General features: G+C 47.1%; 22 protein-coding genes. 15 read left to right on the top strand and 7 right to left on the bottom strand.

Annotated features, from left to right (window positions below; translation table 11 throughout):
• Window positions 1–5: 5 nt before the first annotated feature.
• The 3 genes from cysT to C9I92_RS08345 all read right to left on the bottom strand — a co-directional run bounded on the left by cysT (window position 6) and on the right by C9I92_RS08345 (window position 2,643).
• Entirely contained in the window at window positions 6–854 is an 849-nt protein-coding gene (cysT, locus tag C9I92_RS08335) for a sulfate ABC transporter permease subunit CysT (protein ID WP_047884734.1), read from the bottom strand.
• On the bottom strand, window positions 855–1,871 hold the full coding sequence (locus C9I92_RS08340; protein WP_047884733.1) for a sulfate ABC transporter substrate-binding protein: 1,017 nt from the start codon (window positions 1,869–1,871) through the stop codon (window positions 855–857).
• 196 nt (window positions 1,872–2,067) lie between these two features.
• Window positions 2,068–2,643, bottom strand: coding sequence for an RBBP9/YdeN family alpha/beta hydrolase (locus C9I92_RS08345; protein WP_047884732.1), 576 nt, complete (start codon window positions 2,641–2,643; stop codon window positions 2,068–2,070).
• A gap of 228 nt (window positions 2,644–2,871) precedes the next feature.
• Here C9I92_RS08345 and C9I92_RS08350 point away from each other — a divergent pair, with 228 nt between their 5' ends.
• Entirely contained in the window at window positions 2,872–3,849 is a 978-nt protein-coding gene (locus C9I92_RS08350; protein WP_053061779.1) for a sigma-54 interaction domain-containing protein, read from the top strand.
• A 265-nt stretch (window positions 3,850–4,114) separates the two neighbouring features.
• On the opposite strand, the gene C9I92_RS08355 is transcribed toward C9I92_RS08350, so the two are convergent.
• From C9I92_RS08355 to aptA, 3 genes are all read right to left on the bottom strand, one after another.
• Window positions 4,115–4,633, bottom strand: coding sequence for an RNA methyltransferase (locus C9I92_RS08355; protein ID WP_047884731.1), 519 nt, complete (start codon window positions 4,631–4,633; stop codon window positions 4,115–4,117).
• A gap of 418 nt (window positions 4,634–5,051) precedes the next feature.
• On the bottom strand, window positions 5,052–6,548 hold the full coding sequence (locus C9I92_RS08360) for a CoA-acylating methylmalonate-semialdehyde dehydrogenase (protein WP_047884730.1): 1,497 nt from the start codon (window positions 6,546–6,548) through the stop codon (window positions 5,052–5,054).
• 24 nt (window positions 6,549–6,572) lie between these two features.
• A complete protein-coding gene (gene aptA, locus C9I92_RS08365; RefSeq protein ID WP_047884729.1) occupies window positions 6,573–7,913 on the bottom strand; it encodes an omega-aminotransferase AptA in 1,341 nt (446 codons plus the stop codon).
• Window positions 7,914–7,996: 83 nt separating this feature from the next.
• Here aptA and C9I92_RS08370 point away from each other — a divergent pair, with 83 nt between their 5' ends.
• The 14 genes from C9I92_RS08370 (at window position 7,997) to C9I92_RS08435 (ending at window position 19,741) form a co-directional block, all read left to right on the top strand.
• The gene (locus C9I92_RS08370) at window positions 7,997–8,911 is read left to right on the top strand and encodes a LysR family transcriptional regulator (protein ID WP_047884728.1); all 915 of its coding nucleotides are present in this window, start codon (window positions 7,997–7,999) and stop codon (window positions 8,909–8,911) included.
• A gap of 459 nt (window positions 8,912–9,370) precedes the next feature.
• Window positions 9,371–10,795: an aldehyde dehydrogenase family protein gene (locus C9I92_RS08375; protein WP_047884727.1), complete on the top strand. Its 1,425-nt coding sequence runs from the start codon at window positions 9,371–9,373 to the stop codon at window positions 10,793–10,795.
• A gap of 21 nt (window positions 10,796–10,816) precedes the next feature.
• On the top strand, window positions 10,817–12,070 hold the full coding sequence (locus tag C9I92_RS08380) for an amine dehydrogenase large subunit (protein ID WP_047884726.1): 1,254 nt from the start codon (window positions 10,817–10,819) through the stop codon (window positions 12,068–12,070).
• Between the two features lie 2 nt (window positions 12,071–12,072).
• The gene (locus C9I92_RS08385) at window positions 12,073–12,609 is read left to right on the top strand and encodes a MauE/DoxX family redox-associated membrane protein (RefSeq protein ID WP_047884725.1); all 537 of its coding nucleotides are present in this window, start codon (window positions 12,073–12,075) and stop codon (window positions 12,607–12,609) included.
• 1 nt (window position 12,610) lies between these two features.
• Window positions 12,611–13,228, top strand: a complete 618-nt coding sequence (locus tag C9I92_RS08390; protein ID WP_047884724.1) for a redoxin domain-containing protein — start codon at window positions 12,611–12,613, stop codon at window positions 13,226–13,228.
• Entirely contained in the window at window positions 13,228–13,737 is a 510-nt protein-coding gene (locus C9I92_RS08395) for a methylamine dehydrogenase light chain (RefSeq protein WP_047884723.1), read from the top strand. The genes C9I92_RS08390 and C9I92_RS08395 overlap by 1 nt, the downstream gene beginning before the upstream one ends.
• Window positions 13,737–14,204, top strand: coding sequence for a cytochrome c family protein (locus C9I92_RS08400; RefSeq protein ID WP_211263829.1), 468 nt, complete (start codon window positions 13,737–13,739; stop codon window positions 14,202–14,204). The genes C9I92_RS08395 and C9I92_RS08400 overlap by 1 nt, the downstream gene beginning before the upstream one ends.
• Complete coding sequence (locus C9I92_RS08405; RefSeq protein WP_053061778.1) at window positions 14,205–14,780, top strand: c-type cytochrome; 576 nt, start codon at window positions 14,205–14,207, stop codon at window positions 14,778–14,780. It abuts the gene before it with no gap.
• A 465-nt stretch (window positions 14,781–15,245) separates the two neighbouring features.
• Window positions 15,246–15,674 (top strand): hypothetical protein, encoded by a 429-nt coding sequence (locus C9I92_RS08410; protein WP_211263828.1) that lies wholly within the window; start codon window positions 15,246–15,248, stop codon window positions 15,672–15,674.
• 126 nt (window positions 15,675–15,800) lie between these two features.
• Window positions 15,801–16,313 carry a cyclin-dependent kinase inhibitor 3 family protein gene (locus tag C9I92_RS08415; RefSeq protein ID WP_047884722.1) on the top strand — a complete coding sequence of 171 codons (513 nt, stop codon included), beginning with the start codon at window positions 15,801–15,803 and terminating at the stop codon, window positions 16,311–16,313.
• Window positions 16,314–16,419: 106 nt separating this feature from the next.
• Window positions 16,420–17,007 (top strand): TetR/AcrR family transcriptional regulator, encoded by a 588-nt coding sequence (locus C9I92_RS08420; RefSeq protein ID WP_047884721.1) that lies wholly within the window; start codon window positions 16,420–16,422, stop codon window positions 17,005–17,007.
• 92 nt (window positions 17,008–17,099) lie between these two features.
• A complete protein-coding gene (locus C9I92_RS08425; RefSeq protein ID WP_047884720.1) occupies window positions 17,100–18,143 on the top strand; it encodes an NADP-dependent oxidoreductase in 1,044 nt (347 codons plus the stop codon).
• 23 nt (window positions 18,144–18,166) lie between these two features.
• Window positions 18,167–18,799: a glutathione S-transferase family protein gene (locus C9I92_RS08430; protein ID WP_047884719.1), complete on the top strand. Its 633-nt coding sequence runs from the start codon at window positions 18,167–18,169 to the stop codon at window positions 18,797–18,799.
• 354 nt (window positions 18,800–19,153) lie between these two features.
• Window positions 19,154–19,741 carry a hypothetical protein gene (locus tag C9I92_RS08435; protein WP_047884718.1) on the top strand — a complete coding sequence of 196 codons (588 nt, stop codon included), beginning with the start codon at window positions 19,154–19,156 and terminating at the stop codon, window positions 19,739–19,741.
• Between the two features lie 465 nt (window positions 19,742–20,206).
• On the opposite strand, the gene C9I92_RS08445 is transcribed toward C9I92_RS08435, so the two are convergent.
• Complete coding sequence (locus C9I92_RS08445) at window positions 20,207–21,394, bottom strand: acyltransferase family protein (protein WP_047884716.1); 1,188 nt, start codon at window positions 21,392–21,394, stop codon at window positions 20,207–20,209.
• Between the last annotated feature and the right edge of the window lie 285 nt (window positions 21,395–21,679).

Consider the following 21,679-nt stretch of genomic DNA (forward strand, 5'->3'; position numbering starts at 1 on the left):
CTGTGTCATGCCATGACTCCCTGATGTTTTTTATCTCGTCGTTCCAGCCAGCTTTGCAGACTGTTGATGACAAACAGCATCACCAGCGAAAAACTCAACATGGCACAGGCAATAGCTGTTGCGCCGGGGTAATCGAACTGTTCCAGTTTGGTGACGATAAGCAATGGGGTAATCTCGGAGACGAAGGGGAGATTACCGGCGATAAAAATGACCGAGCCATATTCACCCACTCCGCGGGCGAAGGCTAAGGCAAAGCCAGTCAGCAGCGAGGGAAATAAATGAGGAAGAATAACGTGGCGAACGGTATACCAACGATTAGCGCCTAATGCGGCCGCGGCTTCTTCCAGCTCCTGCTCAAAATCTTCCAAAATTGGCTGCACGGTTCTAACCACAAAGGGAAAACCGATGAAGATCAATGCCAGCGTGATCCCCAAAGGTGTGTAGGCAACTTTAATCCCCGCTTGGAGTAAAGGCGCACCGATTGGCCCATTGGGGCCATAAATCGCGACCAATGCAATGCCCGCGACAGCGGTCGGCAGGGCAAAAGGCAGATCAATCAGCGCATCAACAATGCGTTTCCCGCGGAAGGAGTAGCGGACTAATACCCATGCGACTAATGAGCCGAATAACAGGTTGATCAACGCAGCCACAAAAGCCGTGCCGAACGTCAGCTGATATGAAGCAACGACCTGCGGATGAGAGACCACGTCCCAGAATTGTGACCAGCTGAGTGTCATGGTTTTGCTGACCAGAGCGGCCATCGGGAGTAAAACAATCAGCCCCAGATAAAACAGGGTGTACCCCAGGCTCAGAGAAAGCCCGGGAATCACCGAATATTGCTTGAAACCGTTCATTTATTTCTGCCCTGGCTGATAAATTTCATCAAATATCCCACCATCACTGAAATGTGTTTTCTGTGCGTTTTGCCAACCTCCAAATTCGTCATCAATAGTGATGAGATGCACGTCAGGGAAACGGGTTAAATCGTGCTTATCAGCATATTGAGGGTTAACCGGACGGTAGAAATGTGCCGCTGCGAGCTTTTGTGCTTGCGGGCTGTACAGATATTCAAGGTAAGCTTGCGCTTCCTTAGCTACCCCATGTTGCTCGGCATTGCTATCGACAACGGTAACAGGAGGTTGGGCAAGAATACTGATTGACGGCACCACAATCTCAAAGTCACTGGCACCTTGCAGTTTTTCGGTCGTCAGCAGAGCTTCGTTTTCCCAGGTAAGCAGCACATCCCCAATACCGTTACGAACGAATGTATTGGTCGCCCCCCGTGCACCGGAGTCGAGAACTGGCGCTTGTCGGTATAGGTCACCGACAAATTGGCGGATTTTGGTTTCATCCCCTGCATACTGTTTTGCAGCGTATGCCCACGCTGCCAGGTAGTTCCATCGCGCGCCACCCGATGTTTTAGGGTTGGGAGTAACTACGGCGACGCCGGGTTTGATCAAATCATCCCAGTCCCGAATGTTTTTGGGATTGCCTTTACGGACCAGAAAAACAATCGTTGATGTGTAAGGCGCGCTGGCATGAGGTAGTTTGGCCTGCCAGTTTCGCGAGAAGGAATCTGTTCGCTCCTGAACGGCATTAATGTCGTAGGCCAGCGCAAGCGTCAGGATGTCGGCTTTCAGGCCGTCAATCACCGCACGAGCCTGTTTCCCTGAGCCACCGTGAGACTGGCGTATCTGCACATCTATCCCGGTTTTGGCTTTGTAATCCTGGCTGAAGCTCTGGTTAAATTCTCGATAAAATTCCCGGGTTGGGTCGTAAGACACATTCAACAGTGTTTTTGTTTCAGCCCAAAGTTGTCCGCTAAATCCGGTTAACGCAGCAAGTAAAGCAATTCCCACTACTTTTTTCATAACACTTCCTTCTTTTCTAATGATGTGGTGTCGACAATGTCGACACCACACATACAAGACAAGAAATATGCCAAAATTTAAGTTGTTGAAATAAAATGGAAAGTTGAGTGTTATTCTATAAATGCCAAATTTTTATAACTAAAAAACAGTGAGATATCGTAGTTTTTCACTGAGAAAGGAGTGCAGTCGCGTGACTCTACTTAATTGCTGCTGTCTCTGTAGTAGTAATGAGGTTATCGAGCAGGCTTTTGATTTTGGGATATGGACCGTGCCCGGATTCAATATTGATATGTCCCACGTAACCAGCGTTATGGAATCGCACTCCCCACCGAACAGCGAGTTCATGGGCATCCGGATAAGCTAGCCAGGGATCGTTTTGGGAAGCCATGATTAGCCCTGTCACCCCAAGCGGAGAGCCTGGTAGACTTTCTGAAATTGAAGGTGATGTTGGGTAGTGAGTGATATGTCCCTGTTCCGTGAAACGGTGAGGTGACGCTGGGGCAACAAGCAAAGCGGCATTCACCTGTCGCTTATGTTTTGCAATGGCATGCGCAGCAGCAAGACAGCCAAAACTATGGGCCACGAGAGTGACAGGTTCGTTTTGTTGAACCAGAAAGCGCTCAATTTCTTCAGACCAGGTTGAGAGTATGGGTTGATTGACGTTCACTGATTTCAATCTGTCACTATTCGGATAGTGCCCTTCAAGCCATGTTTGCCAGTGGCCTGCAGGGCTTCCTTTATATCCCGGGACGATAAGAATTTTACCTTTCATAAGCCGTATCCTGATAATGAGTTGAGCCTGTTAGCTATCAGAATGTGTGCCACTGATTGAGTATCGCCAAGGTGTGTTTTCAAAGTATTGAAATACAATTAAAATTTTACAACTCAAAAGCGTTCATATAACCATTTATTCAATAAAGTAATAAAAAATCATTTATAAATAACATTTATCCCTTTTAATCTAACTGAAAATCCATGAGTTTTTTTATAAAGGGAAATCATGATTGTCGGCCATGACAAGGGACTAAAACGTGCAATCCGTGAGGTCGATTTAGTTGCACAAACGGACTCTACGGCATTAATACTGGGTGAGACCGGGTCAGGTAAAGAGCTTATCGCCCGTTATATCCACCAACACTCTGCAAGGGTTCACAGCAGTTTTATTCGTGTTAACTGCGGTGCGATTCCGGCCGAATTAATTGATTCTGAGTTATTCGGGCATGAAAAAGGCAGTTTTACGGGGGCGGCATCTCAAAAGAAAGGCTGGTTTGAAAGAGCCACTGGCGGGACACTTTTTTTAGATGAAATCGGTGAGCTGAGCTTAGCAGCGCAAGTTCGTTTACTCAGGGTACTTCAGGAAGGCACGCTGACCCGTGTGGGTGGCGAGAGGGAGATTGACGTTGATGTCAGGATTGTGGCTGCAACGCATCGAAACTTAGAAGAGTCGGTTAAAGAGGGGCAATTTCGTGAAGATCTCTGGTTTCGAATCAATGTATTTCCTATTCGGTTGCCATCGTTGCGGGAAAGAGAAGAAGATATCGCCGATTTAACCGAACACTTTGCCCGAAAAGCCTCAGAAAAGCTCGGTTTACCGTTAGCGTTACCCACGGCGCAGCAAATCAATTACCTGAAAAAATACAATTGGCCCGGTAATGTCCGTGAGCTTCAGGTTATTGTCGAGAGAGCTGCAATACTTGGGCAGGGGAATTTTCTGGCGATTGAAGAATCGTTGGTGCTTCCTCTGCCTTCACTGGACCGTGGCACTTGCGCTGTATCTCAGGTTTACAGCCGAACTCAAGTTTCAACGGAATTTCTGACATTAAATGAAGCATTAAAACTGCATATAACGAAAGCGTTGGTTCATTGTCGTGGGCGTGTTGAGGGGCCATTTGGTGCCGCACAATTATTGGCTATTAACCCAAATACACTGCGTTCAAAAATTAAGGCGTTAGGCATTAATAAGGCAACGATACGGTAGTAAATCTATTCATAAACTCCGGTGTTGATGTGATTGATTAAATTCAGGGTATCTATCAACGGGATAAAAATACTTGGGTTTTAAATAAACGGCATACCATTAAACAGATAAACAGATAAACAGATAAACAGATAAACAGATAAACAGATAAACAGATAAACAGATAAATAGCTCTGTGATCCCTTGGGTGCTTATCGGTGTTAAACAGAAGGGGGCGGAAATGGTTGCCCCCTAATAGCGATGTCGCGACTACATCGCTGTATTTTTAGGCGTCGTTTCTGACTTTTAACCTGTTCTTGTTGTCTCGGTTGGCGATAACTTGCTGGTGGTCATCAACCATACCCGCTGTTTTAGCTAAGCGGTCATACAATAAAACATTGACGGTCGCGGCGAGGTTCATGCAGCCGTTGGTCGGTACGTACACAACATGCGTCGCTTTATCGACAACCTCTTGCGGCAAAGAGCCGTCTTCGGGGCCAAACAGATAGATGGCTTTTTCCGGGTGGGTAAACGAAGGCAGTGCAGTGGCACCGACAACCAGTTCTACACACACGATCTCTACGTCCTCATTAAGTCCGGCAGTGAGATCATCCATCTCAACTAACTCAATGCGTTCATGCGTTTTTTGTGTATCGGTTTGGAATTTTGCTGCGCGGTTGTAGCGCGTGCCGTTATAGCGAACTTGTGTGGCGTCATAACAGCCTGCGGCTCGCATCACGGCTCCAACGTTGGTTGGGCTTTTCGGGTTGTACAGTCCAATAATGACCGTTGACTGTGTTGTCATTGCTGTTGTGCTACTTATGGTTTTCTTTGGTTAGAGTCATAAACTCGCGAGTGACGGTATTATCGCTCTTTTTAACACAAAGACAAAAAAGCCTTTAACTAGGAAGCTTCCAGTTAAAGGCTCTTAAAAGGCGCGGATTAAGCCTGAAGGGTTCGGCTTTGCTGACTAAGCTGCAATCAATAAGCGTCAATAAAGCGCTAGGTTACACACTAAAAAATTGGTCTACATGTTTCACCAACATACTGGTGCACAGAATCGCTCAACAAAACCCTCATAGCGAACAACGAGTCAAACGTTGGCACAGCCTTTCTAAAAGTATGAGCCTCTTCTGAGTGAGGCTCAGTTAGTACGTCATAACTAAACGCACTTCCCCCAGCGCCAACGCTGGGAGAAGTGTGAATAGCCAAGTATACAAACGCTATTTATTACTAGGGAAAGCAAATTGCGCGGTTTCGTTAGATTGTGGCTTTGGCCATTTTTGAGTAATGGATTTACGGCGCGTGTAAAAACGCACACCGTCAGGGCCATAGGCATGCAGATCGCCAAACAACGAACGTTTCCAACCGCCAAAGCTATGGTAAGCCACAGGCACCGGAAGCGGCACATTAACGCCTACCATGCCAGCTTCCACTTCATCACAGAAGATCTCTGCCGTTTCACCATCGCGTGTAAATATACAGGTCCCGTTTCCAAATTCGTGTTCGTTAATGAGCTGAATACCTTCTTCAAGGGACTTCACGCGAACCACACACAGCACAGGGCCAAAAATTTCATCGGTGTAAATCTTCATATCGGGCGTCACTTTATCGAACAAGCTGCCACCAATGAAGTAGCCGGTAGAGAAGTCAGGGACCGACAGGCCTCGGCCATCCACGACTAGTTCAGCGCCTGCCTCAACACCGCCTGCGATATAACCAGAGATCTTCGCCAGATGCTCTTTGGCAATCACTGGACCCATATCAACAGAATCTTGTGTATAAGCACCGACCCGCAGTTCTTGAATCAAAGGCGTCAGTTCCTTCACCAGATTATCTGCCACTTCATCACCCACGCAGACGGCAACAGAAATCGCCATGCAGCGCTCACCACACGAACCAAATGCCGCACCCATGAGGGCATTGACGGTACTCGAGACTTCTGCATCCGGCATGATGATCGCGTGGTTTTTAGCCCCGCCAAGTGCCTGAACACGCTTGCCGCGTTTGGTGCCTTCAGAGTAAATGTATTCAGCAACAGGGGTTGAGCCAACGAAGCTCATCGCTTTTACTTCTGGTGCCTCGATTAAAGCATCGACGACCTCTTTTCCACCATTAACCAGATTCAACACGCCACTTGGCAGCCCTGCTTTATGTAATAGTTCAACAATGAACAGGGTTGATGCTGGAACCTTCTCTGACGGCTTAAGAATGAAACAGTTACCGCAAACAATAGCCAGTGGGTACATCCAAAGCGGGACCATCGCCGGGAAGTTAAATGGCGTGATACCGGCAACAATACCGACAGGCTTGTGGTCACTCCACGCGTTAATACCCGGCCCGGTTCCTCTGGTGTATTCGCCTTTTAGCAGCTCTGGTGCGCCACAGGCGTATTCAACATTCTCAATCCCACGCTGAAGCTCACCCAGCGAATCTTCGATTGCCTTACCGTGTTCTTCACTGATCAAACGCGCGATTTGGTCTTGGTTTTCTTCCAATAGCTGCTTGAATGCAAACATGACTCGCGCTCTTTTCAGCGGTGGCGTTTTGCTCCATGCCGGGTAGGCACGCTTCGCCGCTTCTACCGCCTGCTGAACTGTTTCTGTCGTACCCATTTCAACCTGGCGAATTGACTCGCCCGTCGCAGGGTTATAAACATCGATGGTTGTGCCTGAGTGGGAAACTGTCTCTCCGGCAATAAAATGCGAAATAACGTCCATGATCTGACTTCCTTTGCTTAATTTTTAATTTAGTTGATTCAATGTTTCGTAAACCGCGTCAAATAAACGCTCAAGGTCATCGGCTTTAGCATTAAACGTCGGACCAAATTGAATCGTGTCGCCGCCTGAGCGAACATAAAATCCTTTTTCCCACAGCGACAATGTACATTCGAACGGTCGAACTGTTGGATCATTGTCTCTTGGGGCAATCTGAATTGCGCCGGCGAGGCCACAGTTTCGGATGTCGATAACATGGTTCGCGCCTTGAATGGCGTGCAACTTGTTTTCGAAAATAGGCGCAAGTTCACGCGACTGCTGAATTAGTGCGTCTTTTTCTAACAGATCCAATGTGGCTAAACCTGCGGCACACGCGACCGGATGGGCGGAGTAGGTGTAACCATGTGCAAATTCAATCATGTGAGGCGGTAAATCCTGCTCCATAAAGGCCTGGTAGATTTCATGGGATGTGATCACTGCGCCCATCGGGATTGCACCGTTGGTCAGCTGCTTGGCTGTGTTCATGATATCCGGCGTTACGCCAAAGTACTCAGCACCACTCCAGCAACCCATTCGACCGTAGGCGGTAATGACTTCATCAAAGATCAGCAGGATGTCATGCTGGTCACAAATTTCACGCAGACGTTGTAGGTAACCTGTCGGCGGTACAATTACGCCTGCTGAGCCTGACATGGGTTCAACAATAATGGCTGCGATATTGGATGCGTCATGCAGTTCAATGAGTTTCAAAAACTCATTAGCAAGTTCTACACCACCGGTGTCCGCACAGCCTTTTGTGAAGGCTAAATCAGGCTGCAATGTGTGGGGAATATGATCAGCATCGACTAACTGGCCGAAGGTTTTTCTGTTACCGCCGATACCGCCCAAGCTGGTGCCACCAAAGTTAACGCCATGGTAACCACGCGCCCGGCCGATGAGTTTAGTTTTCGATGCTTTGCCTTTTACACGCCAATAGGCTCTGGCCAGTTTTAATGACGTATCAGCGCATTCCGAGCCTGAACCGGTGAACAGAACATGGTCTAATCCCTCAGGCATTTTCTCGACGATTTTCTCTGCCAGCTTAAAGGAAAGCTCATGGCCAAATTGGAACGCAGGTGAGTAATCCAGTGTGCCCATTTGTTCATAGACCGCCTTTTGAATTTCTTGGCGACCGTGTCCGGCACCACATGTCCATAATCCAGATAGCGAGTCGTAAATATCCCGGCCACTTGCATCTTTCAGCCAAGACCCTTGGGCTTGAGTGATGATGCGTGGGGTTTGGTGAAAGCTGCGATTGGAAGTGAAGGCCATCCAATGAGCAGAAAGATCTGTCTCTAGTCCATCTTGTGCAAATTTATATTTACTCATCGTTATGTCGTCCTTGTATTGACTGGACTTATTTTTATCACATGAGTATGTTTAGAAAATTGTAAATCTACTGTACGTTGGTTATGAAAAAACTCAACAATAGAAGAAAAAGCATCATTAACCAGATCACCGACTTTGACATCAAATTGATCCGCCTTTTTAAAACGGTGGTTGAGTGTGGCAGCTATACCGCAGCAGAACCTGTTCTCGGTATTACTAAGTCGGCGATATCGCTACAAATGAGTGACCTTGAGAAACGCTTGAACATGAAGCTGTGTCATCGAGGCAGAGGGGGCATTACTCTGACCGATGAAGGCGAAGCGGTACTGGAGTCTGCCGACATCCTCCTTGCTTCGATTGAACAGTTCCGAAATGACGTTAACCAAATCAATAATGAACTGCGTGGTGAACTCAATATCGCACTGGTTAACAATCTGGTGACCCAGCCTCATATGAAAATCACCCGCGCACTCAAGCACATCCGCAAGATGAGTGAAAAAATAAACATCAACATCACGATGTCGATGCCGGTAGATATAGAAAAAGGGTTAATCGATGGCCGGTTTCATGTGGGCGCATTCCCGACCAATAACAAAAGTAACAACTTTGACTACCGAGCCTTGTATAGCGAAAACTATTTCCTGTACTGCAGCCATGAGCATCCTTTTTTTTCTGAAAGCGATCAGGAAATTGAACGCCTTAAGCACACCAATGCAGTGATAACGCGACACAGAATGTCTCCAGAAGTCAGCGACCTGTATCAGCAGTTAAAATGCACGGCCACGGCGTCTGACCATGAAGGCATCGCATTTCTCATATTAACAGGCACTTATATTGGCTTTCTTCCGCAACACTATGCTGACTATTGGTGTGCGAAAGGGCAAATGCGTCCCTTGTTTCCTGAGGTTTTTAACTTCAGTTCTGATATTTCACTGGTTACCAAAAGCAGATTAAAGCACAACCAAATCATCAATAAGTTCATAGAACTCATTGAATAATAAAGAATAATAGTGAGAAGCAGAGGGAATGTTTTTAATGAATAACGTCTAGAGGCGTGGCGCGTGTGCTGAATGTCTGAGAAGTTCTGTACCAGCCATGACCAGCACAAACGTTAACTGTCGCCTGTCACCTACTGGCGAAGCAATACTTTCTGTCATTGTATCTGAATTCTTCCATACAAAGCTTTGCATATACCTCTTGGCATCTAAAGCTTTTAATATGAATCGCTACACTTATTTCACTTCCAATCGTCCCCAAAATACTGCCACAAAAATCACACTGGAAACATTTTTATAACAAAAGTGATACATCTTTGTTGTTTTTTGAAATGATGCGAATTACTTTTGTTTTAGGCTGAATGATAATTTTTCTTCTTATGATGCCTTTGTGTACAGGGAGTGCATGGTTTTTAAGAATCATGCTGAAGTCGTTAAATCGGATTCATATGGGATGAAGTAATGCGAAATTTTTCTATGACAATAAATGGTGAACAGGTTTCTGCTGCAGAATCATTGTCTGTGATTAATCCTGCAACAGAAGAGGCATTTGCACGTTGTGCGCTGGGCAGTCGGGAACATGTTGAGCTGGCCGTACAGGCGGCATCTCGCGCGTTTAAGCCGTGGAGTGCTCTGGAAGATAGCGTTCGCGTGGATAAAATTAATGCGCTGGCATCGCTGCTTGAAGCAAATATGGCGGAATTGACACAGCTGGTGACTCAGGAAACGGGTAAACCTGTTAATGGATTGAATGGAATTGGGTCCATCATGGAAGTCGGAGCGTCTGTCGCCTGGACGCAATATACCGGCAGTTTGTCTCTTAGCAATGAAATCATTGAAGATTCTGAAATTGCTAAAGTCGAAGTCGTTCGCCAGCCATTAGGCGTTGTAGCATCGATTACACCTTGGAACTGGCCGTTGATGATTGCTATCTGGCATGTCATTCCTGCATTGCGAGCCGGTAATACCGTGGTGATGAAGCCTTCACCCCTGACGCCAATTGCGACGCTGCGCTTTGTTGAACTGGCTAACTCCATTCTTCCTCCAGGCGTACTAAACGTCATTACTGGTGATGCCGACGTGGGTGAGACACTGGTGACGCATCCTGGTGTCAGCAAAATTGTGTTCACTGGCTCAACCCAAACGGGTAAGCACATCATGCAGTCGGCATCAGCCAGTCTAAAGCGCCTGACACTTGAACTCGGCGGCAATGACGCAGGTATTGTTTTCCCTGATGCGAAGGTCGAGAACATTGCCGAGAAGCTGTTCACTGCGGCTTTTCATAATAATGGCCAGACCTGTGCCTGTTTGAAGCGCTTATATGTGCATGAAAGCCTTTTCGATGACGTTTGTATAGCGCTTACCAAAATGGCACAGGCAGTGAAAGTCGGCGATGGAATGCTTGATGAGGCTCAGTTGGGTCCACTTCAAAATGAAGTTCAATTCAATAAAGTCTGTCAGCTAGTTCAGGAATCCGTTGAGAATGGCGCGACGGTTCTTGCAGGCGGGAAGCCAATCGAAGGGAAAGGCTACTTCTTTGAGCCAACCATTCTTATCGATGTACATAACGGGATGCCAATTGTTGATGAAGAACAGTTTGGTCCTGTATTGCCCATCATCAAATATTCAGATATTGAACAGGCGATTCAGTTTGCCAATGCCTCTCCGTATGGGCTTGGCGCATCACTTTGGACCAGTGATGTGGAGCAGGCTCAACGTGTTGCTCAAGACATTGAAAGTGGTTCCGTTTGGATTAATGACCATGGTGCGATTCAGCCGAATGCGCCATTCGGTGGCGTTAAACAGTCAGGTTTAGGCGTGGAATTTGGTGAGTATGGGTTGCATGAATATGTTTCTTTGAAAACCGTCAAAGTGTGTAAAGCATAATTTTATTCAGGGAAGAATGAAATGAACCAAAGTAATTTACTGAAATGGAGTTTATGTCTTCTTGGGGCTCTGCAACTTGCAGCGTGTAGCAGTAACCAAGAAGTCAGTGCTGGTAGTGACGAAAGTTCGGCTACCCAGCAGGCCACACACCAAGTCACACAACCGGTCACGCCAAATAGCTCCCTGCCTAGCTTACCGATTGAGACGGTCGGTAAAGTAGAAAGGCTGCCAAAAGTCTTTCCGGAGAGCTGGATCTATGTCGACGAAACCAGTTTTTCGAGTATGTTTGGCGGCAAAATGATTTTGATGGACGCCCTTGAGCCAACGCATAGTAAGCGTATTAAAGGGATGGTCGATAAAAGTCTGATTGGTAACTTTCTCACGGCACAGAAAAGAAATGAATTCTACGTGGTGGAAAGTTTCCATGAAAGAGGAAGTCGGGGAAAGAAGACAGACTGGTTAGTTATTTACAATAAAGAGACATTGGCACCGGTGAAAGAAGTGCAATTAACGAAGACGCGTCTGATGGCTCTACCCAGAAGACACGCGATGGCAATGTCGCCTGATGAGCGTTTTCTTTATATCGCAAACTTCAGCCCGGCGGCATCTTTTACCGTCTATGACTTAGAACTGCGCAAAATTGTCGGTTCTATTGATACACCAGGGTGTGTGCTGACTTTTGCTACGGGGCAACGCAGCATTACCTCGCTATGTAGTAATGGCGCATTATTGACAACGGTTTTGAATAAAGACGGCAGTAAACAGCGACAAGAGTTTGTGGCCCCGTTTTTTGACACCGACAAAACGCCTATTTTTGAAAGACCCGCCATTATTGATGGCATCGCTTATTTCCCTGGTTTTAAAGGTGAAGTCCATGAAGTGGACTTATCGGGTGAAGTGGCTCGATACCGAGGAAAGTGGAATCTGGTAACAGAGCAGGGCACCAATTGGCGTCCGGGCGGGTTGGCATTAACCGACTCAGATGACCAGGGCTTGTTTTACGTGATCATGAATCCGGAAGGATTTGACGGTTCTCAAACCCACGGCGGTTCACAAATTTGGGTGTTCGATGTGAATACCAAAGCGCGTATCAGAACGATAGATGCACCTAATTGGGCGGTATCAATGTCAGTTACCCGCGGTGAAAATCCAGCTCTTGTTGTGACGAACGGTGAGATGAATCTTGATGTTATTGACTCCAAAACTGGCGCACTAATCCAAACGCTGTCTGATTTTGGGAATATCACACCGCTCGTTGTGCATAAGGCGTATTAACCATGATTGAAAAAGTGTTATCAGATAGCAGTGCGCTCTTTTTATTTTGGTTGTTTGCCAGTGCGGGCTTAGGAAAATTAAAACCAGAAAATCGACAATATTATTCTTCACTGATATCCGATTATTTTGGTGCAGTGGGTGAGAAGTTTGGTTTCATTGTTTTATTGGTTGGTAGCCTGGAAATAGTATCCGGATTTCTGATGCTATCGCCAGCTACTCGACATATCGGTACGGCTTTCATCTTGATTCTGTTAGCTGCCTATCTGTCATTAATGATTTATCAGATATACCAAGGGAAAGTTAATCAGGATTGTGGTTGTGCAGGACCACATTCCAATATCAAGGTAGGCATTGAAACCATAACAAGGAACGTTGTGTTATGTGGCATAGCGGCGTTATGTGCTTTACCGGCTGTCGGTGATTTTTATTTAACCTTTGGTTTGTCGCTCTGCCTATCACTATTTATGGCGCTGACTTATCTGAGTGCTGAAAAAACAATTTCTAACTTACAAAAATCGAAATTATTACAGGGAAGATAAAATGGACATTATGGATATTTCAATGGTGTTGTTGTGGATTGTTGTTATTGCACAATCCCTGATCATCTACGCATTATTACGTCAGGTGGGTATTTTGTTTGAGCGTGTTGCACCTGCCGGGGCACTGGCAATGAATCAAAAGCTCGAAGTAGGCCAAAAAGCGCCTGAGATGTCATTGCAAACCATCAACAAAAAACTGATTAACATCGGTGGCAGTCAGAGCGGAAAGTCCCAGTTGGTTTTCTTTTTGTCGCCAGATTGCCCTGTCTGTAAAACATTGCTTCCGGCACTGAAGTCGGCGTCTAAGCATGAGTCTGAATGGCTTGATGTGGTACTGGCAAGTGACGGTGACAAAGTAGACCATCAGTCGTTCATTGATAGGGCTCAGCTCAGCGCATTTCCTTACGTGGTGTCAGAACTGCTGGGGAAAAGTTTTGGGGTTTCAAAACTGCCATATGCCGTACTTCTTGACGAAAAAGGGATGATTGCGTCGATGGGTATCATTAATTCCCGAGAGCACTTAGACAGCTTATTTGAAGCAAAAGAACGCCGCGTAGCTTCAATTCAGGACTATATGCAAGGAAAAACGACTGAGAACCAATTTGTGGAGGTGAAATAATGCGTTTCTTTGACAAGTTTTTTGAAAAGTCTGCTCGTAGTGCTGCTCAAACCAGTTCCCGTCGTGGTGCAATGAAAAAGCTGGGAGGAATGCTGGTCGGTGGGGCTGCCATTCCATTGCTTCCTGTCGCCCGGGCGGCCGAAAAGCCGTCAGCACCCACCGAAATCGGGGACCCTTCATCCTGTGATTACTGGCGATATTGCGCCATTGATGGTTTCTTGTGTGACTGCTGTGGTGGATCAGCTAACTCATGTCCTCCCGGCACGGAAATGTCGCCGATCACCTGGATTGGTACCTGCCGTAACCCGGTAGATGGGAGAAATTATGTCATTTCCTACAATGACTGCTGCGGAAAATCACAGTGTGGAACGTGTTTATGTCAGCGTGATCAGGGAGATCGCCCGTTGTACCGCTCTGATAAGTCGAATGACGTGAACTGGTGTTTAGGTGCAAGTAGCTCTGTCTACCACTGCTCAACAGCAATAGTAGTAGGGATGGCTTTCGAATAATGAAGCACATAGTGACAAAGATCTGTGTATTGGCAGCACTTTTCTCAGTAAGCCATCAGTCGATGGCAAGCTCGGCTTTGTCTCCCAACGCGTTACCTAAAATTCGGTTTCAATATCAGATGTTTTGTCAGGGGTGCCATGTTGGTGATGGTCGTGGCGGCAAGGATGTACCTGACATGCGAAATCATATTGGGACATTTTTATCGATTCCGGATGGCCGTCGCTACCTTATCCAGGTTCCTGGCTCTGCTAATGCCGCGATTGGTGATACAGATCTGGCGAATCTTATGAATTGGATTGTCACCGAATTCGGGGGAAGCAGCACACCGGATGATTTTATCCCCTACACCGGTGAAGAGGTGGGTGAGTTGCGAAAATCCCCATTAACCGAAGTGGTTGATTACCGAAAAATGTTGATCCAAAAAATTGCGCTGAACAATGGGAATGTGACGGAAGAGAGGGAATAAATGAATTTTTTACAGCGGAAGTGGCCATTGTTTTTGTTGGGCGGGGTAGTGATTAATTTTAGCGTTGTGGGCTTGGCGTCTGCACAGTTAAAAGCACTGGAGACATGTGAAAGTTGTCATGGTGAAAATATTGTCACTCAGGTGACGACCTACCCAATTTTGCATGGTCAAAAGCAAGGCTACCTTGAGAATCAACTGATCGCCTTTCGTGACGGAAGCCGAACAAACGAGGTGATGTCGGGAATAGTAAAAAATCTGAGTGATCATGAAATTCAAGCGTTAGCGGAGCATTACTCGGAGCAAAAATTTGTAAAAGCTGGGAAGGTGGCATCAGACAGACGCGGTGCTGACGTCAGGGCGCGTTGCGTTTCTTGCCATGGGTTGTCAGGCAATACCGTCAATACAGAATGGCCTAACTTACAGGGTCAGAACAGCGGTTATATTCTTAATCAGCTGAACAACTTTGCAAACGGGGAGCGTAAGTCTGTCATTATGGAGCAGATAGCAAACGAGTTAACACCTGAGCAAAGAAAGTTAGTCGCTGTTTACTATGATCAGCAAAGCAGAACTGAGTAATTATTCTTTCTCATCGAAACAGCTGTCAGGACATGAGTGGTCCTAGACTATTCATGCGGTTCATAGGCACCCTATAGATTACAGGAATGGGTCATATGGGTGCCTATGGCCGATAATGTTTACCCCTTTGTATAAACTGACAGTCATACACAGCCCACACGGATTGCAATGAAAGCAGCATAACTTTTTTATTAAAAATGCTTGTACAGATTCTCCTGCCGAATAAAGGCGTCTTTCCTCAAAGCGCCACAAAACTTGTCTCTTTCTAAATCAAGCCCTGAGCATTGAGCATTGACAACCAGAGCGCTCCTGTCTTGCCATAACAACTCATGGGGGCAAGTGATAGCTGACCCTACAGGGAGAGCTGATTGCACAGACACAGATTAAAGTGGAGCTTTTTCATTCAGCATCCATACTCAAAACCATATCGAGTATTACCTGGTTCATCGTGTAAGGAGAAATCCCATGAAATTAGATGTGATGAGCAAACGTTTCTTGTGGTTGCTGCAATGTCTGATGCTACTTTTCGTCGGAAGTGTAATGGCTGCTGATGATATCCGTACCGAACGGGTACAGTTCAAGAAGGGTGAAAGCAGTGCCGTGGTTGAAGGCAAAATCAAAGGCTATGAAATTGTTGATTATGTCTTGGGTGCCAAAGCTGGCCAGAGCATGAATGTGAGCATGGCCACGAAGCATACCGCGACGTACTTCAACATCATGGCACCGGGTGAGAATGAAGTGGCGATGTTTGTTGGCTCCACCAGTGGTAATCAGTATGAAGGTAAGCTACCGGCATCCGGCGATTACAAAATACGTGTTTATATGATGCGTTCGGCAGCTCGGCGTGATGAGGTCGCGGATTACCGACTGGAGATGATTATCAGCGGTAATTGATAGAATTCTTTGTGAACTTTTTATGACAGTTGCTTGGGGAGATTGACGGCAGATTGGGTAATCGTAATATATGCGGATATTCATATATGTGGCTTGTAACAAGCCCATTGCGTAAGGAACCGTACGATGACCCATCCGACATGGGAACTGCCTGTCAATCAACTTGCTGATAACCAAGAGGAAAAGGGCGCACTTGTTTTAACGCCTTGTCCGGGAACGAAAGGTGTTTCTCTGATAGATACGCTTACGCAGTTTGCATCTCAGGGCGTTAAGGCGATTGTGACTGCCATTAACCACGATGAAATGCAGTCAAAGGGCGTTGAGTCATTGGGTGAGGAAGCCGAAAAGCTGGGTATCCGCTGGTTCTATGCTCCAATTGAAGATGATTGTGCGCCGGGGGCTGAGTTTGCCGCAACCTGGTCGACGTTCAATACGGAGCTTCATGATATTTTGGCTGGTGGCGGTAAGATTGCGCTGCACTGTATGGGCGGTTCTGGCCGCACCGGTTTATTGGCAGCACATGTGCTGATTGAACAGGGTTGGACATTGACGGACATTATTGAACAGGTGCAGGCGCTGCGCCCAGGTGCGTTCACTAAACCTGTCCAGGTTGAATATATTCAGGCTGTTGCGAAATAATCAAAGCCCTGTGATGAGACATGAGAGAGCTGCCTGTGGCAGCTCTTTTTATATTTCTTTCTCGCATGGCTAGACGACTGGTCTAATTGGCGTTAAGATGCGCCCCATGAACGCGAAGACGAATGACACACGCCAACATATTCTGGAAGTCGGTTACGAGCTGATCGTGACCAAAGGCTTTACCAGTGTCGGCTTATCTGAACTGCTTAAATCGGCCAATGTGCCGAAGGGCTCTTTTTATCACTATTTTAAGTCGAAAGAGCACTTTGGTGAATGGCTGATCCAAGACTACTTTACTCACTATCTTGCCAATCTGGCGGAGTTGTTTCACCATCCCGCTCAGACGGGTTATGAATGCCTGATTGCCTATTTTGAGCGCTGGATTGAAGTGAACAACGGGTGCTGTAATGCTAATAAGTGCCTGATTGTAAAGTTGAGTGCAGAAGTGTCGGATCTCTCTGAACCGATGCGTCTCGCGCTAAGAAGCGGAGCAGACAGAATTATTGATGCGATTGCCGGGTGCATTGAAAAAGGCATCACGGATGGATCAATCAAGGTCAATGACAGTCAGAAGGCAGCCCACCAGATTTACTATGTCTGGGTAGGTGCAAGCCTGTTGAATAAACTGTATCAGGATCAGTCCGGGTTGAAACAGTGCCTGGAAAATACAAAACTGCTATTGAAAGGTCAGTAGCACTATCGTGTACAAATTGCCGCCATACTTATTGGCGGTTTTTTTTAAAATTTTACTAGACGACTGGTCTAATGATGAAAGAGGAAGACAACATGACCCCTGCAGAAAAGAGTCAACTGAACCGCCGTATTGTGCTGGCATCTCGTCCGCATGGTGCACCACAGCCAGAGAACTTCCGTCTGGAAAGTGTTGAAAAACCCGAGCCACAGGAAGGTGAGATGTTACTCCGCAGTGTGTATCTGTCATTGGACCCATACATGCGTGGCCGCATGAGTGATGCAAAATCATATGCTGAGCCTGTCGCAATTGATGAGGTGATGGTTGGCGGTACTGTGTGTCAGGTTGAAACAACCCGTCACCCTGATTTCGAAGAAGGTGAGTGGGTGCTGGCATACACAGGCTGGCAGGATTACGGCATTTCCAATGGGGAAGGGCTGATCAAATTGGGCAAAACGCCGGTGCACCCTTCCTATGCGCTGGGCGTCATGGGCATGCCGGGCTTTACCGCTTATATGGGGTTACTGGATATTGGTCAACCTAAAGCCGGTGAAACACTGGTAGTGGCTGCCGCCACCGGACCGGTAGGTGCTACCGTGGGCCAGATTGGCAAAATCAAAGGTTGCCGGGTGATTGGTGTCGCAGGCGGCGTAGAAAAATGTCGCTATGCCAAAGAGGTACTGGGTTTTGATGAGTGTATCGACCATTACGCGGAGGACTTTGCCGAGCAACTGGCGGCTGCCTGTGATAAGGGCATCGATGTCTACTTTGAAAACGTGGGCGGTAAAGTCTTTGATGCCGTCATGCCATTGCTAAATACCAGTGCCCGAATTCCGCTTTGTGGTCTTGTGTCACAGTACAACGCCACCGCATTGCCGGAAGGTCCGGATCGTATGTCGATGCTTATGGGGCAACTGCTGGTGAAGCGCATTAAGATGCAGGGCTTTATTATCTTTGATGATTACGCCCATCGCTATGGTGAGTTTGCGAAAGACATGTCTCAGTGGCTGGCGGAAGGCCGTATCCAATACAAAGAACAGCTGGTAGAGGGTTTAGAAAACGCGCCGGAAGCGTTTATCGGTCTGCTGGAAGGGAAAAACTTCGGTAAGTTGGTCATTAAAACCAACGATCCGCTTTAAGGCATGACAGAAAGGAAGACGGCATGATTAAACTTCATCACCTGAATCAATCGCGATCAAAGCGGATTATCTGGCTACTGGAAGAGCTCGGGCTGGAATACGAGGTTGTTCCCTATCAGCGTGACAGCGTGACATTCCTGGCACCACCTGAGCTGAAAAGTGTGCATCCACTTGGTAAGTCACCAGTGATTGAAGATGACGGTCTGGTGATTACGGAATCCGGCGCAATCACTGAGTATCTGATTGAAAAATACGGTGCTGAAAAGCTGGCACCTCAACGGGGAACTCAGGCATACACTGAGTATCTGCAGTGGCTGCATTTTGCGGAAAGCTCGGCAATTTTGCCGTTGTTGCTGAAGGTGTTCGTCAATAAGGACGGCGCAAAGATGAATTTTCTGGACGTTTATGCCGACTCTGAAACGCAAAAAGTGATGAGTTACTTCGATACCTGCCTGAAAGAAAAGGTGTACCTGGTAGAAGATCGCCTGACCGGGGCTGATATCATGATGTCTTTCATTGTGGAGCTGCTCGGTAAGTTTGGTTTGCTGGATCAGTTCACCCATATTAAGCGCTATGCGGCCCAACTGGCTGAGCATCCGGCTTTCCAGAAAGCCGATGAGCTGGAGGCGAAATTTGACGCGGCTGAGACTGTTTAAATCCGTCTCAACCGATTGTCGTTACCGCTTTCTGTGATGGCGAACAAAGTCATTAAGCCGCTGATTGTTCAGCGGCTTTTTTGTTTTCAGACTCCGAATGCCGAATGCCGAATGCCGAATGCCGAATGCCGAATGCCGAATGTCGGAGTTTGGATAAAACGGAATAACCAGACAAGGAACCACGGTCAGGAACCAGTGGGAACGAAGAAATTTAAGTCACTGAAAATCAGTGGTCATACTTAGTAACAACTGTCCATCACAATGCCTTGCATCCATACAGTTCCAAACAATGTCATGAAGTCATGACATTTATAATTACGGCTTCATTTCATTATCTACTTATCGATAAGGCGTATGAAAAGTCGCATTGTTTTGCCCTGCAAGAAAGTAGTTCAGTTCGCGGAAAGGCCTGTATCGATTGGCATTTTGCCAAGCGGTTTGTCTGGCGTATTACTGGGGATCATTTGTTTAACTCTGCTTGGTATGATCCTTTATCCCCAATTGACAGCGTTACGAAGTGGTAGCCGGGTGGCAGCGCTGGATGGCATGAAAGAAGCCATTGATAACACCAATAAAATGATTTTTACCCGAGCAACAAAGGCCGGTATTGCCACTGAACCCTCTGCGGCTTTGCCTCCGTCTACAACGGGCAAGTTGCCCATCCCATTGAAGTTTGGTTACCCGGACTGGGGAGCGGCATTGTCAGTGCGTGTTATTTCACTGGATGATTCCAGTTGGGTGTGGCGTGTGGTGCAAAGCGATGCTGAGCCACTTATTGGCTCTCATCTGGCCCCTCATCTTGACCAACATGTCACGGAAGTGCGTATCAGCCTGAGAGACCGAGATGAACAAAATGTGGAACAAAATGATTATCGCTGTTTTGTTTCTATTCGTCAGGGAAACGGTGTACCGGAGGTCCGGGTGAATCACCTGGATTGCTAAAGACTGCATGAAGAAAGAATCCAGCCGATGTTCCGCCCGGTTTACCCTATGTCGCAGGCTGATTCACCGGAAACTATGCTACGAAGCCTACATCACTTAAGGCAAAGAGCCGGGATTGGCCAGTTATTGTTTCCCTGTGAAGAGTTCTCAATTGTCTGTGATCAGGCCGCCATATTGCTCAGAATGCTTGAACAAACAGAGGATCACGCAGAGGATAGGCCACCAGTCTGCAAAACGGCCTTTGCAGAGGTTTTCAATGCGATAGTTGGTTGTCAGGAGCAATTGGAAACCTTGCTGTTACTGCGTGATGAAATCGACAAGACAATAGCCCGTCTTCCATCGTAACCGGTTTCCCTCCTGGCATTTTAGCTAATAGCTAACATGCTAATAGCCAATCGCGAAGAAATCGCTGGCCAAGCGCATGACCAATACCAAATGGACATGTTTAAGCCGGCAGACAGCCGTTTATTCTGAGGGGCTTGAACGGATAACGGGCTCTGAGAGTGTTTGTTTTCGCAGCATTTTCATCGCTGGACGCTCAATACAGTGATAGCTCACCGTGGAAACCGAGAACGTCAGCACCAAAAACAGACCTATCGCCATTACGGCCAGCACGATACTTTGCTGGGCGTACCACCAGGTGAGGAGGTCTGGTGCGAGTTGTTGTAAGGCTTCAACGCCGATTAACAGTAAGACGGTATGCCACAGGTACATCGAGTAGGAGATATCGCCAAGATATTGTGTGACGCGATTGTTGAGTAACCGGAAACCAACGCTGTTTCGGGGAGTTTGCCTTGCTCCGGTAATGACCAAAGCTGCGAAGAGAATATAGACCGCAATCAGGCTGGGTATACTGGTTGAATGATGCAGGACTAGTGCGATACAACCCAGCAGAACGGCTAATACCCAGTCCCGGTTGAGATGGCGCTGAACCCTTGCCGACAGAGGCAGTGAAGCGAGCCAGATGCCAAGTACAAAGCCACACATCCCCCGCAGAAACGCTACGACACCACCGGTGATATCCAAATTGCCTTTGTGCTCAATCAATCCGTAGATCACCAGTAAAACCAAGCCGGGTAGCCACAGTGTCTTCTTCGCAGAACGATTCAGCAAGGGAACGATCAGCGGGAAAATCAGGTAGCAAAGCCATTCGATACTCAGTGACCATGAGGAGATGTTCCAGCTGAGCATGCTTTCCGTGAGGCCCTGTAACAGCAATATATTGGGAAGAATGGCATCAGCCCGATTAAACGGCCCGCTAAAAGCGGGGATGTCTTTTAGCCCCCAGCTTTCCAGCAACATACCGCCATAAAACCCAATTTGATGGTGGTATTTAACCAGTTCCCAGATGAGCAAGACCACAAAGGTAATGAAAAACAGCGGATAAATCCGGCTAAAACGCAGCCATACAAAGTGCCGCCATTGAGAAAACGTGCATGGGCGAGAAAACTGCTCACGATACACGTGCAGCATCACAAAGCCACTCAAAATGAAAAACAGATCGACCCAGGCATAGCCATTTTCGATGAACTGTGTCTGACTGGCGAGAAGGGGCTGCCACTGAGGGAACAGTATGAGTCGAGCATGAAATAAAACGACAATCAGAGCCGCGATACCACGCAGAGGCGTCAAGATGGGGAGCGAGCGAACCATGAAGAGATCCTTCTGTCAGTGTGCCACATAGCGCGGTTGAAAAGGCACCTCTGAACGTGAGCAGAGTGAGCGTTGACGATATTTGGAATGGTGGCAACGGAATGACGGATTCTTATCATTTTGGTCTGGAAATCATAGTAAAAACGTCAAGATTCGAACGCCAATGCACAGACTTTTATTGTTATTTCATGAATTACAACCAAGGCTTGAAGCTAAACGACACGAGCAAGGAATCGCACACGTAATTTGTGAAACAATCTTTTACAACTGTCTGTTTGGGCAGAG

This window comes from Photobacterium ganghwense, from assembly GCF_003025595.1.
Classification (GTDB): domain Bacteria; phylum Pseudomonadota; class Gammaproteobacteria; order Enterobacterales; family Vibrionaceae; genus Photobacterium; species Photobacterium ganghwense.